Below are 16,158 nucleotides of genomic sequence, written 5' to 3'. Positions count from 1 at the left end.
GAGAGAAACGGAATGAGTGATGCTTACCGCCATGCTGGGGTCAATATTGATGCCGGAAATGAAGCCGTTGAACGAATGAAAAAACATGTAAAAAAAACCTTCAGGCCAGAGGTTTTAACGGGATTAGGTGGATTTGGGGCCCTTTTTAAACCAAATTTGTCGAATATAGAAGAGCCCGTTTTTGTTTCTGGTACGGATGGAGTAGGGACCAAATTGAAAATTGCTTTTGCTATGAACAAGCATGATACCATTGGCATCGATGCCGTTGCCATGTGTGTGAATGACGTCATCGTCCAAGGGGCCGAGCCACTTTTTTTTCTAGATTATTTAGCCTGCGGTAAGATTATCCCGGAAAAAATTGAAGCCATCGTTAAAGGAATTGCAGATGGCTGTGTACAGGCGGGGTGTTCACTAATTGGCGGGGAAACTGCCGAGATGCCGGGAATGTATCAGGATGAGGAATATGATATTGCAGGCTTTACGGTTGGTATGGTGGATCAAAAACATGTCATTGATGGATCAAAAGTACAAGAAGGCCAGGCACTTATTGGGTTAGCTTCAAGCGGAGTACATAGCAACGGGTTTTCACTTGTCCGCAAGGTTCTATTGGAGGATGCTAAGCTCTCATTGGGTGATTATGTGGTGGAATTGGGGACTGAATTGGGAAATGTGTTGCTTGAACCCACCAAAATTTATGTGAAATCGGTCCTTTCAACGATACGGAAATTTAATGTCACTGGAATGGTGCATGTAACAGGCGGGGGTTTTTATGATAACATTCCACGAATTTTACCCAAAGGTTTACAGGCTGAAATTAGGGATGGATCATGGAAGGTTCCGGAGATTTTTTCCTTTATCCAAGAAAAAGGTAAAATTTCTGATTATGATATGTTCCGAACTTTTAATATGGGAATAGGGATGATTTTAGTGGTCGATACTGCGGACTCTAGGGGCGTATTGGATCACTTGGAAACGTTGGGTGAAAATGCGTTTGTAATCGGTACAGTGCAAAAAGGAAACGAAGACGTCGTATTCAAGAAGGAGTAAGTATGAAAATTGCCGTTTTTGCTTCTGGTACAGGTTCTAATTTTGCTGCGATTCTAGAATCCATAAAATCAAAAAAAATCAATAACGTTGAAGTGGTTTTACTGGTCAGTGACCGTCCTGAAGCTCTTGCAGTCCGCACCGCTATTAATGAATCAATCCCGGTTTTTACTTTTACAGCAAAAGATTATCCGAATAAACAAGCCTATGAAGAAGAAATCCTTGAAAAGGTAACTCAACTGGAGGTGGATTTTATCGTGCTGGCTGGATATATGAGACTGTTAGGTCATGTTTTACTGCATGCATACGATCGGAAAATAATCAATGTCCACCCGTCTCTATTACCAGCTTTCGCAGGAAAGGATGCCATTGGACAAGCACTCGATTATGGGGTAAAGGTAACCGGAGTGACGGTCCATTTTGTGGACGAAGGAATGGATACAGGACCGATTATCGACCAGCGTGCCGTAACAATTGATTCGCAAGAAACCAGGGAAACATTGATAAAAAAAATTCAGGAGCAGGAGCACAAATTATTACCAGAAGTGATCCAAAGACTGGCGAATAAGGAGGCTGTAAAATGATAGGGACCTTGATAACAGGCATAAGCCATTTTAAACACTAGGAGGTAAGACGAAATGAAGGTGTTAGTGATAGGGGGAGGCGGCCGTGAGCATGCGATAGTTTGGAAACTGTCACAAAGTCCTAAAGTTGCGCAAATTTATTGTGCGCCGGGCAACCCTGGGATTGCAGAGTTAGCGGAATGTGTTTCCATAGCTGTTTCAGACATTCGGAAATTAGCGGATTTTGCACAAAAAGAACAAATTGATCTTACATTTGTAGGACCAGAAGAGCCGCTCTCATTGGGTATTGTTAATTATTTTAAAGAACAGGGTTTAGCGGTATATGGACCTTCAAAGGAAGCGGCATTAATTGAGGGAAGTAAGGCGTTCGCTAAAGATTTAATGATGAAGTATCAGATTCCGACAGCTAAATATGCTTCTTTTACTTCCTATGAGGATGCACTAGCTTATGTCCGCGGCGAAGGGGCACCAATCGTAATAAAAGCAGATGGTTTAGCTGCAGGAAAAGGTGTCGTTGTGGCAAAAACTCTGGAAGAAGCGGAAGAAGCACTTCAAAGTATGATGAAAGAAGTTTCCTTGGGCTCGGCGGGAGCGAGGGTGGTTGTTGAGGAATTTTTAGAAGGAGAAGAATTGACCCTGCTCGCTTTTGTGAATAGGACTACGGTAAAGGCAATGGTACCAGCGCAGGACCATAAGCCGGTAAATAATGGCGACAAGGGACCTAACACTGGTGGAATGGGAACATATGCGCCATTACCACATATTGATCCATCGATGGTTGAGCGGATTATTCATGAAATAGTCCAACCAACGGCAAAAGCTATGGTAGAGGAAGGGTCCCCATTTGAGGGAATCCTCTATACTGGTTTGATGCTGACAAAATCAGGTCCAAAAGTCATTGAATTTAATGCACGCTTTGGCGATCCGGAAACACAGGTAGTTCTTCCATTGCTTGAAACAGATTTATTAGATATCTTGCTTGCAAGTCTCACCGGAGAATTAGAGAATGTAGAAGTGAAATGGAAAGACCAGTCTGCGGTTTGCGTGATTATGTCTTCTGCTGGCTATCCAGGACCATACGAAAAAGGCCAAGTGATCAAAGGATTGGAACATATAACTTATCCGACTATAGCCTTCCATGCTGGTACCACTGCAAAGGATGGAGAAATTCTAACAAATGGCGGCCGAGTTCTAGGAATTACTGCCATTGGTAACCGTTTGCAGGAAGCGAGAGATTTGGCCTACCAATCCGTAGAAAAGGTATCTTTTATAGGTGCTCATTACCGAACAGATATAGGATCAAAGGCATTTCGTTAACTATTTCGTTGACTATTAATATCTGATTTTAAAGAGGTTCATCAAGGAAGATGAGCCAATATAGGAAAGCCTGCTTATAAACAGGCTTTTTTGTCTTTAAATAAAATTCTTTCACATCTGTATCATTAATGTCCACTCCATAAGGACAAATGGATTAAAGTGTCTTTAAATGGTGCCTGACACCTATTGAAACTGCTCTAATACACGGAAGAAATCGATTGCAAATTGGTAGAAGAGGTTTTCGGATGGTGCTAGGTCTCTATATTTTGGTGTGATGAGGCCGACGGTTCGTTTTACTTGAGGGGAGTCAATTGGTATTTTTACCGTGTATCGCGGCATGGATTCATAAACGGTGCTTTCTGGTAAGAGGCATACACCAATGCCTGCTGATACCAGTCCCTTTAATGCATCCAAATCCTCTCCCTCTGAGGTGATATTTGGTACGAATCCAGCTTCTTTGCACGCCTCTATGGCAATTTTTTGAAGAATATATCCCTGCGGGAATGAAACAAATGAATCGTTTCGTAACTCGTTTAGTTCTAATCTTTTTCGATTGGCAAGTGCATGGTTGGAAGGAAGCAACGCAGAGATGTTTTCTGTAAATAGTATCTTTGCTTCAATATCAGGATCTTTCGTTGGTACTGGCCCAATAAACGCTAGATCAATTTCACCATTCTTAACGGCTTCAATTAAATATTGATAAGAGCCTTGCTTCAAATGGAAAACAACGTTTGGTTGTTTTGTTCGAAAGGCGGAGATAACCGTTGGAAGCCAATAGCTTGCAAGACTTGTTGGATAACCAATTTTAATGGTGCCGGATTGAGGATCTAAATACTCATCTACCTTTTCTTTTGCCTCATCAATCAATTTGACCGCTTTTTTAATATGGCTTAAAAAACTTATTCCAATCTGCGTTAACTTAATATTCCTTCCGGTTCGTTCAAATAAACGAACACCGAGCTCATCTTCTAATTTAGCAATCTGAAAACTTACGGCCGACTGTGCAACATTGAGATTATCTGCCGCCTCGGTTACATGTTCACGCTCAGCAACCTCCATAAAATATCGTAATTGACGTAGTTCCACCTTAAACCCTCCATTCATATAAAAATGAGATTGATTTAATCTTAATTATATATTGTTTATATGTATATAAAAACATAAAATTACTATCATACTGATTTATCGGAAAATTAAGAACGGGGGAGATAGTAATGACGTTTCATCAACTACCAAAAGCACAAGGTCTCTACCGCCCAGAATATGAACATGATGCATGTGGAATTGGATTGTATGCCCATATTAAAGGGATCGCATCTCACGAGATTGTCAAAAAAGGACTCAGCATGCTATGTAAACTAGATCACCGCGGCGGTCAAGGAAGTGATCCATTAACAGGAGATGGCGCTGGACTCATGGTCCAGATTCCGGATGCGTTTTTCCGCATTACCCTTCAGAACGTCCAATTACCTGAAAAAGGACGATACGGGGTAGGGATGCTTTTTTTCTCAAAGAATGATGTAGAAAGAGAAAAAATAGAGTCCTATATTAATAAAGTGGTAGAAGAAGAAGGGCAGACCGTTCTTGGTTGGAGAACTGTACCTGTCAATGATGAAACCATTGGAGAAACTGCCAAGCAAAGCCGTCCATTCATCCGCCAAGTATTTATTGGTGACAATGAAGGACTGAAGGATGAATTATCTTTTGAGCGAAAACTATATATTATTAGGAAACAATCAGAACTTTGGGCGAAGGAATCTGATTTACGTTTTTACTTTGCCAGCCTTTCAAGCAGAACGATTGTATATAAAGGGTTATTAACACCAGAACAGGTGGACAGATTTTACCTGGACTTACAGGATGAGAGTTTTGTATCGGCTTTTGCTTTAGTGCATTCCCGCTTTAGTACAAATACGTTCCCTAGTTGGGAACGGGCACATCCAAACCGCTACCTAATCCATAATGGAGAAATAAATACACTTCGCGGCAATGTTCAATGGATGAAGGCCCGAGAAAAGCAATTCGTCTCGGAAGCTTTTGGTGAGGATCTGCAAAAGGTGCTTCCAATCCTTGATACCGATGGAAGTGACTCGTCGATTTTAGATAATGCGCTTGAGTTTTTGGTACTGGCGGGCCGAAAACCTGCTCATGCTGCCATGATGCTGATTCCTGAGCCATGGTCAGAAAACCCGCATATCACAAAAGAAAAGAGAGCATTTTACGAGTTTCATAGCTGCTTAATGGAACCATGGGATGGTCCAACGGCGATTTCTTTTACAGATGGTAAACAAATTGGCGCGATTTTAGATCGAAACGGCCTTCGTCCTGCTCGTTATTACGTTACGGATGATGATTATATTATTTTTTCATCAGAGGTTGGCGTCATTGATGTTGAACCTGAAAAAGTGCTATATAAAGATCGTTTAAGCCCAGGGAAAATGCTGTTAATTGATTTGGAAGAAGGACGGATTATTTCTGATGAAGAAGTAAAAAACGAGATGTCTGAAGCACTTCCTTATCAGCAATGGTTGGACGAACAGCTTATTCGTTTAAATGAAGAAAGATCCAACGAAGAAGAAGTCCTAGCTGATTTACTCATTCGCCAGAAAGCATTCGGCTACACCTACGAGGATATTTCAAAATACTTGGTTCCTGTTGTAAATGAAGGAAAAGATCCAATTGGCGCAATGGGTAATGACATGCCTTTAGCGGTTTTATCTGATCGGGCGCAATCATTGTTTAATTACTTTAAGCAATTATTTGCCCAAGTAACCAATCCGCCCATTGATTCACTACGAGAAGAAATTGTCACATCAACGATGACGTTATTAGGTGCAGAAGGAAATATATTACAGCCTTCACCGTTAAACTGCCGTCGAATTCAACTTGATACACCAGTCATTAACAACGGTCAATTAGAGCGTTTGAAATCTTTGGATTCAGCCGATTTTAAGAGTAAGGTTATTGACATTCTGTTTGATGATAATCTGGAAGGCAGTCTTGATAGGATTTGCCAAGAGGCAGATTCCGCGATCTCAGAAGGGGTGAGTCTAGTAATCTTATCTGACCGTAAAATGAATAAGAACCAAGCAGCGATTCCTTCGTTATTGGCAGTAAGTGCTCTTCATCAGCATTTGATTCGTGAAGGCAGCAGAACGAAAGTAAGTATTATTATCGAATCTGGAGAAGTACGTGAAGTTCATCATCTAGCTGCATTAATTGGTTATGGTGTTGATGCCATCAATCCATATCTTGCATTCGCCACCTATAAGCAGGCCATCGCAGAAGGAAGTTTACAATATACCTATGAAGACGCGGTAAATAATTATGTAAAAGCAATGACTGAGGGCGTTGTAAAAGTGATGTCCAAAATGGGGATTTCAACGGTCCAAAGTTATCGTGGTGCACAAATTTTCGAAGCAGTTGGAATCAGCGAAGAAGTCATTGAGCGGTATTTTACAGGAACGGTTTCACAGCTTGGTGGGATCAGTTTAGATACAATCGCGAAAGAAGCAAAAATGCTTCATACTTTGGCATATGCAGATTCTTATGATCAAACTTTAGATTCAGGCAGTAACTTCCAGTGGAGAAAAACAGGGGAACATCATGCCTTTAATCCTGGAACGATTCATACACTGCAATGGGCTTGCCGAAAGGGCGATTACGAATTATTTAAAAAGTATTCCAAACTTGCAAATGACGAGAGAATTGGGTTCTTACGGAATTTGTTCTCATTTGATGAAACAAGACAGTCTTTATCAATCGACGAAGTAGAATCAGTTGATTCCATTGTCACCCGTTTCAAAACAGGAGCGATGTCGTTTGGATCAATCAGCAAGGAAGCACATGAAACTTTGGCAATTGCGATGAATCGTTTAGGCGGAAAAAGCAACTCTGGTGAAGGCGGAGAAGATTCGCGCCGCTTTAGCTTAGATGTAAATGGCGATAACCGTCGCAGTGCTGTAAAGCAAATTGCTTCCGGCCGTTTTGGAGTCAAAAGTCATTATCTGGTTCATGCGGATGAGCTTCAAATTAAAATGGCACAAGGAGCAAAGCCAGGTGAAGGCGGACAGCTTCCGGGTAATAAAGTTTATCCATGGGTTGCTGATGTTCGTGGTTCCACACCAGGTGTTGGGCTGATTTCACCACCACCGCATCATGATATTTATTCGATCGAGGATTTGGCGCAGCTGATTCACGATTTGAAAAATGCCAACCGAGATGCACGAATCAGCGTAAAGCTTGTTTCCAAAGGCGGGGTTGGAACGATTGCTGCCGGTGTGGCCAAAGGTGCCGCAGATGTCATTGTCATCAGTGGATATGATGGTGGAACTGGAGCATCTCCAAAAACTAGTATCCAGCACACAGGATTACCATGGGAACTGGGGCTTGCCGAAGCGCACCAAACGTTAATGCTAAATGGTTTACGCGATCGTGTTGTGCTTGAGACTGACGGTAAATTAATGACTGGAAAAGATGTTGTAATGGCCGCGTTATTTGGGGCTGAAGAGTTTGCTTTTGCGACTGCACCACTTGTCGTGCTTGGATGTGTGATGATGCGTGTTTGTCATTTAGACACTTGTCCAGTTGGAATCGCCACACAAAATCCACAGCTTCGTCAAAAGTTCACGGGAGAAGCTGATTACATTGTCAACTATATGCGTTTTATTGCTCAAGAAGTTCGAGAACTAATGGCGGAGCTTGGCTTTAGAACAGTAGACGAAATGGTTGGTCGTACAGATGTTTTGAAAATGAGTGACCGAGCAAAAGCACATTGGAAAGCAAAGGACTTAGACCTAACTCCATTGCTTCACCAACCTGAGGGTGCTCGCACATATACAACACCACAAAATCACAAAATTGACGAGTCGCTTGATATTCAGAAAATCTTACCGGCAGTTCAAAAAGTATTACAAGATCAAGTTCCAGTGGATGTGAGCTTCCCGATTACAAACGTGAACCGTGTGGTAGGTACAATTGTTGGAAGTGAAGTGTCGAAGCAGTATGGCGAAGCGGGGCTGCCTGAGGATACGATTACCCTAAGATTTACAGGGTCCGCAGGTCAAAGTTTCGGTGCCTTTGTTCCAAACGGCGTGACATTAGAGATTACAGGAGACGTCAACGATTTTCTTGGGAAAGGCTTATCTGGAGGAAAGTTGATTGTGAAAACAGACCAATCATCTAAATTATTAGCTGGGGAAAATGTAATCGCTGGGAATGTTGCTTTATACGGTGCAACAAGCGGTGAAGCATATATTAATGGACGTGCAGGCGAACGATTTGCGGTCCGTAATAGCGGTGTGAATGTGGTTGTCGAAGGAATTGGCGATCATGGCTGTGAATATATGACAGGCGGACGCGTCGTTATTTTAGGTGATGTAGGTAAAAACTTTGCTGCAGGGATGTCTGGCGGGATTGCGTACGTATTAGCTGATGATCAAGAGGCTTTTAGGAAGTTATGTAATCAAGAGATGATTGAAATAGAGTCGTTGTCAAAAAACGATGAGGAAGAGTTAATGAAAATCATTCAAACTCATTTCTATTATACGAATAGTGTGAAAGCAAGCTATGTTCTAGAAAACTGGGGAAATTATGTCAGAAAATTTATCAAAGTCATTCCGAAAGACTATAAACGGATGCTTGAGCAAATTCAGAAGCAAAAGGATGCAGGTTTACCAGATGAAGACGCGATTATGAGTGCATTTTTAGCCAATTCTTCCAAACAGAAAAAAACTACAACTAAACAGCCAGAAGCTGTACTACGCTAAGAAAGGGGAGAGGAAGATGGGAAAAACAACAGGTTTTATTGATTACTATCGAGAAAAAGGTAAAGAACGAAATCCCCTTACGCGAGTAGGCGACTGGAAAGAGTATTCCCTGCCTTTTTCGGACGAAACTTTAAGCAGACAAGGTGCACGGTGCATGGATTGCGCCACTCCTTTCTGCCATATGGGAATGGAAATTCAAGGAGCAACATCCGGGTGTCCGATTCATAATCTTATTCCCGAATGGAATGACTTGGTCTATCGCGGCCGGTGGAAAGAAGCCCTTGATCGGTTGCTTAAAACGAATAATTTCCCGGAATTCACCGGGCGGGTATGCCCAGCACCGTGTGAAGGGTCATGTACGTTAGCCATAACAGACCCAGCAGTAACCATTAAAAACATTGAACAAGCGATTATTGATAAGGGTTTTGAAAATGGCTGGATTGCCCCTCGGATTCCAGTAAGCAGAACGGGGAAAAAAGTGGCGATTATCGGTTCAGGTCCGGCTGGATTAGCCAGTGCGGATCAACTCAACCAAGCAGGTCACTCGGTAACGGTTTTTGAACGTGCAGACCGTCCTGGTGGTTTACTCATGTATGGTATTCCAAATATGAAGCTAGATAAAGGAGTGGTTGAGCGTCGAATCAGCTTATTAACCCAAGAAGGGATCAAGTTTGTCACGAATACAGAGGTTGGAAAAGATATTACTGCAGAAGAACTCCACGCACAATTCGATGCTGTGATTCTTTGTACAGGTGCTCAAAAACAGCGTGATCTAGTCATTGAAGGGCGTGAGGCGAAAGGGATTCACTTCGCCATGGAATACTTGACCAAGGCAACGAAGAGTTATTTGGATACGAATTTTGAAGATGGTCAATTTATCAATACGGAAGGCAAGGACGTCATCGTGATTGGCGGTGGAGATACGGGAGCAGATTGTGTGGCAACGGCCCTGCGTCAAAATTGCCGTAGTGTGGTTCAGTTTGGCAAACATCCACAATTACCTGAGACGCGTACTTCAGGGAATATGTGGCCAGCCTATCCTAATGTTTTTACTATGGATTATGCGTATAAAGAGGCCGAGGCCAAGTTTGGCGAAGACCCGCGTCAATATTCGATCCAAACGAAGAAAATAGTTGCGGATGAAAACGGCCGCTTACAGGAACTTCATACCATTCAAATGGAAAAATTAAGAGATGATGAGGGCCGATTCTTTTTTAAAGAAATTCCGGGAACTGAAAAAGTCTGGCCAGCCCAATTTGTCTTTATTGCGATTGGGTTTGAGGGCACCGAGCAGCCGCTTTTGAGTCAATTCGGTGTTAATGCAATCAACCAAAAGATTGAAGCAGCTTACGGTGAGTATCGTACAAACGTTGAGGGGGTATTTGCTGCAGGTGATGCTAGAAGAGGGCAAAGCCTAATCGTTTGGGCCATCAACGAGGGAAGACAGGTTGCTTATGAAGTGGATTGTTATTTGATGGGGAAATCCTATCTTCCTAAATAATATTATAGTAGAAAAACGGCCAGGTTTAGTATGTAACTTGTTCCATCTTTATAAATGGCATAAGAAATGACGTGTGGTTTGACACACGTCATTTTTTTATCTTGCAAAAATTGCATATACAACATTTCGCTTCTAACGAAGTCGATCCAATAAGAAACCGCCTTTAAATCTTCTTGGCTCGTATGAAATAATAAACGCATTAGGTTCAAATTTTTCGACAGTAGCTATTAGTTCATTTTCTCTATTTCTCTTTGTCAATATTTCCATTCGATAACGTTCACTGTCGCGTCCTTCACCTGTATATAATGTAACACCAAAACCATTTTGTCTTAAAGTGTCTATCAAATGACCATTTTTTTCTTGTGTATTAACCGTAACGTTAATATAACCAATTGCTATTTTTTGTTCTAATTTCGTTCCAAGGATGATTCCTAACCCGAAACCAACGGCATAAACTACCATTGCAATAATACTTTGATCCCCACCAAATACGAGTGAAAGCCCAAAAACATATATTAACATTTCTGCGATACCTAAAATTGATGCTAACACGGTTATATTTTTAACCAAAAAGATTGTTCGCAGTGTGTAAATAGGTACATAAACCAATTGTAACAGCAAAATCAAAATAATCTCTTTCACTTTGGCACCTCTATCGTCAATTTTAAATTACTAATATTTTATCTCTTTTAAACTAAATAAAATAGTGTTTTCTTTTCTTAATTCGTTAATTTACGAATCTTTTATTTCTATTTTTTATTTCCCTTCGTATTGATAGTATGAATCCTTTGGTCAAACGAATGATTGATAGTATAAAATATATAAATGTTCGTTATCTAAACTATTTTTCTATTGATATCCTCATTGATTATACGATATTATAGCTAAAAAGCAAACATTTAGGAGTGGATAAGATGATTAGTTACCCAAATTATAGCAAACCAAAAAAAGTGATGTTACTTGGTTCGGGAGAGCTCGGAAAAGAAACGATTATCGAAGCTCAGCGCCTTGGTATGATAACGATTGCTGTTGACCGTTATGAAAATGCTCCTGCCATGCAGGTAGCCGATCATTCGTATGTTGTTGATATGCTTGATGGAGTAGAACTGAGAAAAGTGATTGAACTAGAAAAGCCGGACTTGGTTGTTCCTGAAATTGAGGCAATCGCAACGGAAACGTTAATTGATCTTGAGAATGAAGGTTTTTGTATTGTGCCAACCGCTAAAGCAACGAACCTAACGATGGATCGAGAAGGAATCCGAAGATTGGCTAGTGAAGAATTGGGGATTCCAACTGCGAAATACGCCTTTGCAGACACGCTAGAGGAATTAAGAAGTGCCGTACAAGAAATCGGAATTCCATGTGTAATTAAACCGATTATGAGTTCATCTGGAAAAGGGCAAACCATTTGTCGTTCTATCGAGGATGTTGAAATATCGTGGAATGAGGCAATTTCGGGTGGAAGAGGCAAAAAAGCTCGAGTGATTGTTGAAGAATTTATTCACTTTGATTCTGAAATCACACTGTTAACGGTTCGTTCTGTCTCAGGCACAACCTTTTGTGCCCCAATCGGTCATGTGCAAAAAGATGGGGATTATATTGAATCCTGGCAGCCGCATGCTATGTCAGAGGAACAAATAGCAGAAGCGCAGGACATTGCCAAAAAAATCACCGATGCCCTTGGTGGATATGGACTTTTTGGCGTTGAATTATTTCTTTCGGCAAAAGGTGTTTATTTTAGTGAAGTTTCACCACGACCACATGATACGGGAATGGTTACTATGGCTACGCAGGATCTTTCCGAGTTTGCCTTGCACATAAGAGCCATCTTGGGATATCCCATCCCAGGGGTTCAGCTGTTAACTCCTGGTGCAAGTCGCACGGTTAAAGCATGGAAAGAGAGTAAAGGATACCAAATTGAAGGCATTGAGGACAGCTTATCTATTCCAAATACCCAAGTAAGAATCTTTGGAAAGCCTGAAACAAAAGTAGGCCGTCGGATGGCGGTGGTCTTAAGTTCGGGAGAGTCTGTTGAAGTAGCAAGGAACCGAGCCGAAATAGCCGCGTCAAAAATAAGGATCACGCATAGCTAAATCGCATTTTAAAAAAAGACCTTTCCAAATATTAGGTGCCTTGGTATAACATGACCAAGGCATCTTCTTGTTCTAATGGAAAATTTAGAAAAAAAATAACCTTTTCAAGGTTTAGGGGTGGGGATTTCTTTATTAGCTTTCATTGGTGAAATAAAACAGTTAATAAATATGTCTTACAGAAGATAAACGAATGGAAAATAACATTTGTTTTTCATCTTTTAAAGAAAGCAATTGGTCTTTAAGATTTAGGTGATAAACCCGCCCTTTTAAGGTTTGCAATGCACCATTTTTATAGTAAACAATCGTAATTAGGCCATTTTGAGTTAGTTTTTTTAAGAACATTTATATCCCCCTTTTATTAGTAGTGGATTGTTGTACAATTCACATTATATCCTTCGTATTTTAAGAGACTATGTAGAAGATGTTAATAATATGTTAAGTCAAGCTAATTTGATTAGTGGAATAGAAATAAGTGAATTATAATGAATATTGAATGTAATAGAATATGGAGGAAAAACCAATGAAATTTCCAAATGATGCGGATGGAGAGGCTTTACAAAGTCTTTATAAAGATGGAGTGAATTTTAAAAAACCACAGTCAGTCGAATTTTTTGTGGCCGTGCCTGATCAAATGACAGGTGAAAAATTATCGCAAGTACTAAAAGGAGAAGGATTCAACTGTTTCCTAGAGCAGGATGACGAAACAGATGAGTGGGCATGTTCTTGCTCGAAAAGAATGCTATTAAATCATAATGAATTAACTAAAATACAGAAAAAATTAAATGACTTAAGTAAACCACATGGTGGTTATTCGGACGGTTGGGGTGTTTTTGTAGATTAAAAAAATTGGCGGTTTTATTTTATTAGGTTTAGTGTCTATATATTTGTATATGAAAGCCCTGGGCCTAATCAATTATTTTGGAGGGCACCAGGGCTTTTCTTTTATTCATTTATCCCCAAACGTTACAAAGTATAGATCTTGTACAATATTGCGAGTAAGACTCCTTGTTTCTTAAATTCTATGTGGAGAATGCCGTAATGCTCTTATAGAAATGCTACCTAATCGAATTACTATGATGATAGAAATTATCATGTGGACTACAATCATGGAGACAACACCATGCCAGCCAAAACTACTATAAAATGCACCACTCGCCGTTCCTCCGATACTAGATCCCGCATAATAGAAAAATAAATATAGGGATGAGGCTTGGGCTTTGTCATGAGTAGCAATTTGTCCAATCCAACCACTCGCTATCGAATGTCCGGCAAAAAAACCGTACGTAAAAATGGCTATTCCAATAATTTTTAACGATAAAGACGAATTTAGCGTTATACATGTCCCTAACAATACAATGAACAATGACACCATTAATAGTTTTCTTTTCCCGTATTGATCGGCTAACATTCCCATCCAAGTAGAACTAAATGTTCCAACAATATACACAATGAATATAAAGCCAACTAAGGTTTGACTTAAAGAATAAGGTGGAGCCATTAACTCAAAACCAATGTAATTATATAACGATACAAAGCATCCCATTAATAGAAATCCAGTTAAAAATAAATAAAGAAGGCCTGGTTCTTTAAATTGGACAAACAAGGAGATTGCTAATTTTTTAATTTCAAATTTTCGCGGTTTAAAATGTGTAGATTTCGGTAAAATAGACCAGAAAATAAGACTAGCAAGTAAACTAATGATTCCAATAAAGGCCAATGCTACATGCCAACTAAAATAATCTGTTAAAATTCCACTAATTATTCGACCTCCCATTCCGCCAATGGAGTTCCCGCTAATGTATAATCCCATTGCCATCCCTAAACTTTTAGGGTCAATTTCCTCACCTAAGTAGGCCATCGCAACAGCAGGCAATCCTGCTAATGAAATCCCTTGTAAGATTCTACATAAGATTAATATATGAAAATTTGGACTAAACGCAGTTAAAATGGATAGAATCGATGAAACAATTAAAGAAATAGTCATGACTGGTTTCCGGCCGAATACTTCTGATAAAGAACCAGCAATCAACATACTCACCGCTAAAGCGATAGTGGTAGAGGACAAGCTTAAACTGGATACAGCTGGTGAAATATGAAATTCCTTCACGATCTCCGGCAGTAATGGCTGTGTTCCCCAAAGGATCGCGAATGTATTAAATCCACCGGCAAATAAAGCGATGTTTACCATTTTAAATGTGTGTGTCCCGCGCTGAATATAGTTCATTATTGAAAAATACTCCTTTAGATGTTGGTTTTATAAATTATCTCTACCTCATCATACTCCTCTTTTTGCATAGGTTCTAATAAAATACCTTTAAGAAGCTCCGTGTGGTCATCATTCTAAAAAATGTCAATTATTCCAACAATTATAGAAAAAGTATATAATGAATTTGGATAGTTCATATGGTCGGACATTTATGGAAAAGAGGACTAAATCGATGAAGAATATAACATTCGATAATATTTATGTGGTTGGTCAGGTTGTATTTGAAAATAATCAATACAAACACATTCATTATCCTGAAATGTTACTTAGATATGATAGTAATTTTATAGAGTTTAAGTTATCACCATCTTTATCGGAATTTAAAAGTGTGGAGTTTTACTTGCGAAATTATCATTTAAAAAATGGTCAAAATCATGTAAAGTTTTATTTTCCTCCAAACGAAAAACTAGCGGAGGAATTAGTAGCTTACATGAAGGATTCAGGTTATAGTATTGGATTTCTCGAATTGTACGCCATCCAGCCTAAACAATTTCCCTTGGTTGTAGACGATCCAGATATAGAGGTACAAGTTGTGACGGATCAAAACCTTGAAACTTTTCTTGAATTGCAGTATAAACACGATTTGGAGTTGGGTTCTGAATTTGCAAATCAAAAAAGAGAATTGGCTAAAAGAAATTGTGAAAATAAGAATATTCAACAACTGCTTGCCTATTATAAAGGTGTTCCTGCGGGTTCACTAGATGTAATAATTGCAAAAGATACAGCCGAAATTGATGGTTTAGTGGTAGATGAAAACTTTCAGAAAAAAGGGATTGGCAGCAGGCTGCAAAAATTTGTTATGGAGAAATATGAAGATAAGTCGGTCATCTTAGTTGCGGATGGTGAAGACACTCCAAGAGAAATGTACAGGAAACAAAACTATGAGTATCTAGGATTTAAATATCATTCACATAAAATATTTGAAAATTAAATGTTATGATGAATGTAGTAATAGCGGAGGATCTATGAAAATCAAGATTACTGATTTAAAAAAACAGTTAAAAGGATATGATCAAAAGGAATTGATTGAACTGATCGTGGCTATGTATAAGTCAAACAAAGAGGTTCAAAACTACTTATCCAGTAAATTTCTAGGGGACCAAGTAATTGAAGTTCTTTTTCATCAAACCCAGAAAAAAATTAACAATGAATTTTTTCCAGAAAGAGGAACTGAGAAACTCCGATTGACAGAAGCAAAAAAGGAGATAACTGCTTTTAAAAAGGCAACAAATGATGAGAAACGAACAGTTGACCTTATGCTTTTTTATGTGGAAATGTGTGTGAAATTTACAAATTCATATGGTGATATAAATGAAGGTTTCTACACCAGTCTAGTGAGGATGTTTGATCAAGTAGCCATGGAATGTGATCGCGATGAAGAACTATATAAAGCCTTTTCTAATAGATTACGTAACATTATTTCTAATGTCGACTTAATTGGCTGGGGGGTTGAGGAAGCAATAATTGAGTCGTATTATTCGATTGAATGGGTTCATGGTGAAGATGAGAATGATGATGAATAGGTTCTTGTCTTTCGACTTGGAACAGAAAGTTCCGATATATAAATGGTTAATCGAAAAAAATC

At 39.6% G+C, this 16,158-nt stretch carries 13 protein-coding genes; 9 read left to right on the top strand and 4 right to left on the bottom strand.

Annotated elements, in window-relative coordinates; all coding sequences use genetic code 11:
• The first annotated feature begins 12 nt into the window (after positions 1-12).
• From purM to purD, 3 genes are read left to right on the top strand one after another with little or no spacing between them, the layout of a single operon-like run.
• Positions 13-1,047: a phosphoribosylformylglycinamidine cyclo-ligase gene (purM, locus tag AC4QJR_RS15655; protein ID WP_496523423.1), complete on the top strand. Its 1,035-nt coding sequence runs from the start codon at positions 13-15 to the stop codon at positions 1,045-1,047.
• 2 nt (positions 1,048-1,049) lie between these two features.
• Complete coding sequence (gene purN / locus AC4QJR_RS15650) at positions 1,050-1,628, top strand: phosphoribosylglycinamide formyltransferase (protein WP_496523422.1); 579 nt, start codon at positions 1,050-1,052, stop codon at positions 1,626-1,628.
• A 54-nt stretch (positions 1,629-1,682) separates the two neighbouring features.
• Positions 1,683-2,945 carry a phosphoribosylamine--glycine ligase gene (purD, locus tag AC4QJR_RS15645; protein ID WP_496523421.1) on the top strand — a complete coding sequence of 421 codons (1,263 nt, stop codon included), beginning with the start codon at positions 1,683-1,685 and terminating at the stop codon, positions 2,943-2,945.
• A gap of 183 nt (positions 2,946-3,128) precedes the next feature.
• Here the strand turns inward: purD and gltC are convergent, their stop codons facing one another.
• Positions 3,129-4,031: a glutamate biosynthesis transcriptional regulator GltC gene (gltC, locus tag AC4QJR_RS15640; protein ID WP_098571862.1), complete on the bottom strand. Its 903-nt coding sequence runs from the start codon at positions 4,029-4,031 to the stop codon at positions 3,129-3,131.
• 128 nt (positions 4,032-4,159) lie between these two features.
• Here gltC and gltB point away from each other — a divergent pair, with 128 nt between their 5' ends.
• Together gltB and gltD are read left to right on the top strand one after the other, a co-directional pair.
• Positions 4,160-8,713, top strand: a complete 4,554-nt coding sequence (gene gltB / locus AC4QJR_RS15635) for a glutamate synthase large subunit (protein WP_496523420.1) — start codon at positions 4,160-4,162, stop codon at positions 8,711-8,713.
• Between the two features lie 16 nt (positions 8,714-8,729).
• On the top strand, positions 8,730-10,214 hold the full coding sequence (gltD, locus tag AC4QJR_RS15630; protein ID WP_496523419.1) for a glutamate synthase small subunit: 1,485 nt from the start codon (positions 8,730-8,732) through the stop codon (positions 10,212-10,214).
• A gap of 132 nt (positions 10,215-10,346) precedes the next feature.
• Here gltD and AC4QJR_RS15625 read toward each other — a convergent pair whose 3' ends face one another.
• A complete protein-coding gene (locus AC4QJR_RS15625; protein WP_098571865.1) occupies positions 10,347-10,856 on the bottom strand; it encodes a DUF2179 domain-containing protein in 510 nt (169 codons plus the stop codon).
• A gap of 272 nt (positions 10,857-11,128) precedes the next feature.
• On the opposite strand from AC4QJR_RS15625, the gene purT reads away from it, so the two are divergent.
• Entirely contained in the window at positions 11,129-12,307 is a 1,179-nt protein-coding gene (gene purT, locus AC4QJR_RS15620) for a formate-dependent phosphoribosylglycinamide formyltransferase (protein ID WP_496523418.1), read from the top strand.
• Positions 12,308-12,466: 159 nt separating this feature from the next.
• Here purT and AC4QJR_RS15615 read toward each other — a convergent pair whose 3' ends face one another.
• Positions 12,467-12,649: a YolD-like family protein gene (locus tag AC4QJR_RS15615; protein WP_251458684.1), complete on the bottom strand. Its 183-nt coding sequence runs from the start codon at positions 12,647-12,649 to the stop codon at positions 12,467-12,469.
• A gap of 178 nt (positions 12,650-12,827) precedes the next feature.
• Between AC4QJR_RS15615 and AC4QJR_RS15610 the strand changes: the two genes are divergently transcribed.
• Positions 12,828-13,148 carry a ribonuclease E inhibitor RraB gene (locus AC4QJR_RS15610; protein WP_496523417.1) on the top strand — a complete coding sequence of 107 codons (321 nt, stop codon included), beginning with the start codon at positions 12,828-12,830 and terminating at the stop codon, positions 13,146-13,148.
• Between the two features lie 171 nt (positions 13,149-13,319).
• Here the strand turns inward: AC4QJR_RS15610 and AC4QJR_RS15605 are convergent, their stop codons facing one another.
• Complete coding sequence (locus tag AC4QJR_RS15605; protein WP_496523416.1) at positions 13,320-14,531, bottom strand: MFS transporter; 1,212 nt, start codon at positions 14,529-14,531, stop codon at positions 13,320-13,322.
• Between the two features lie 214 nt (positions 14,532-14,745).
• Here AC4QJR_RS15605 and AC4QJR_RS15600 point away from each other — a divergent pair, with 214 nt between their 5' ends.
• Complete coding sequence (locus AC4QJR_RS15600) at positions 14,746-15,504, top strand: GNAT family N-acetyltransferase (RefSeq protein ID WP_496523415.1); 759 nt, start codon at positions 14,746-14,748, stop codon at positions 15,502-15,504.
• Positions 15,505-15,538: 34 nt separating this feature from the next.
• Entirely contained in the window at positions 15,539-16,096 is a 558-nt protein-coding gene (locus AC4QJR_RS15595; protein ID WP_496523414.1) for a DUF6155 family protein, read from the top strand.
• Positions 16,097-16,158 lie beyond the last annotated feature (62 nt).

Source organism: Neobacillus sp. BP17, from assembly GCF_059579525.1.
The sequence above is the reverse complement of the archived record's forward strand: the minus strand, read 5'-3'. Positions and strand labels throughout refer to the sequence as shown.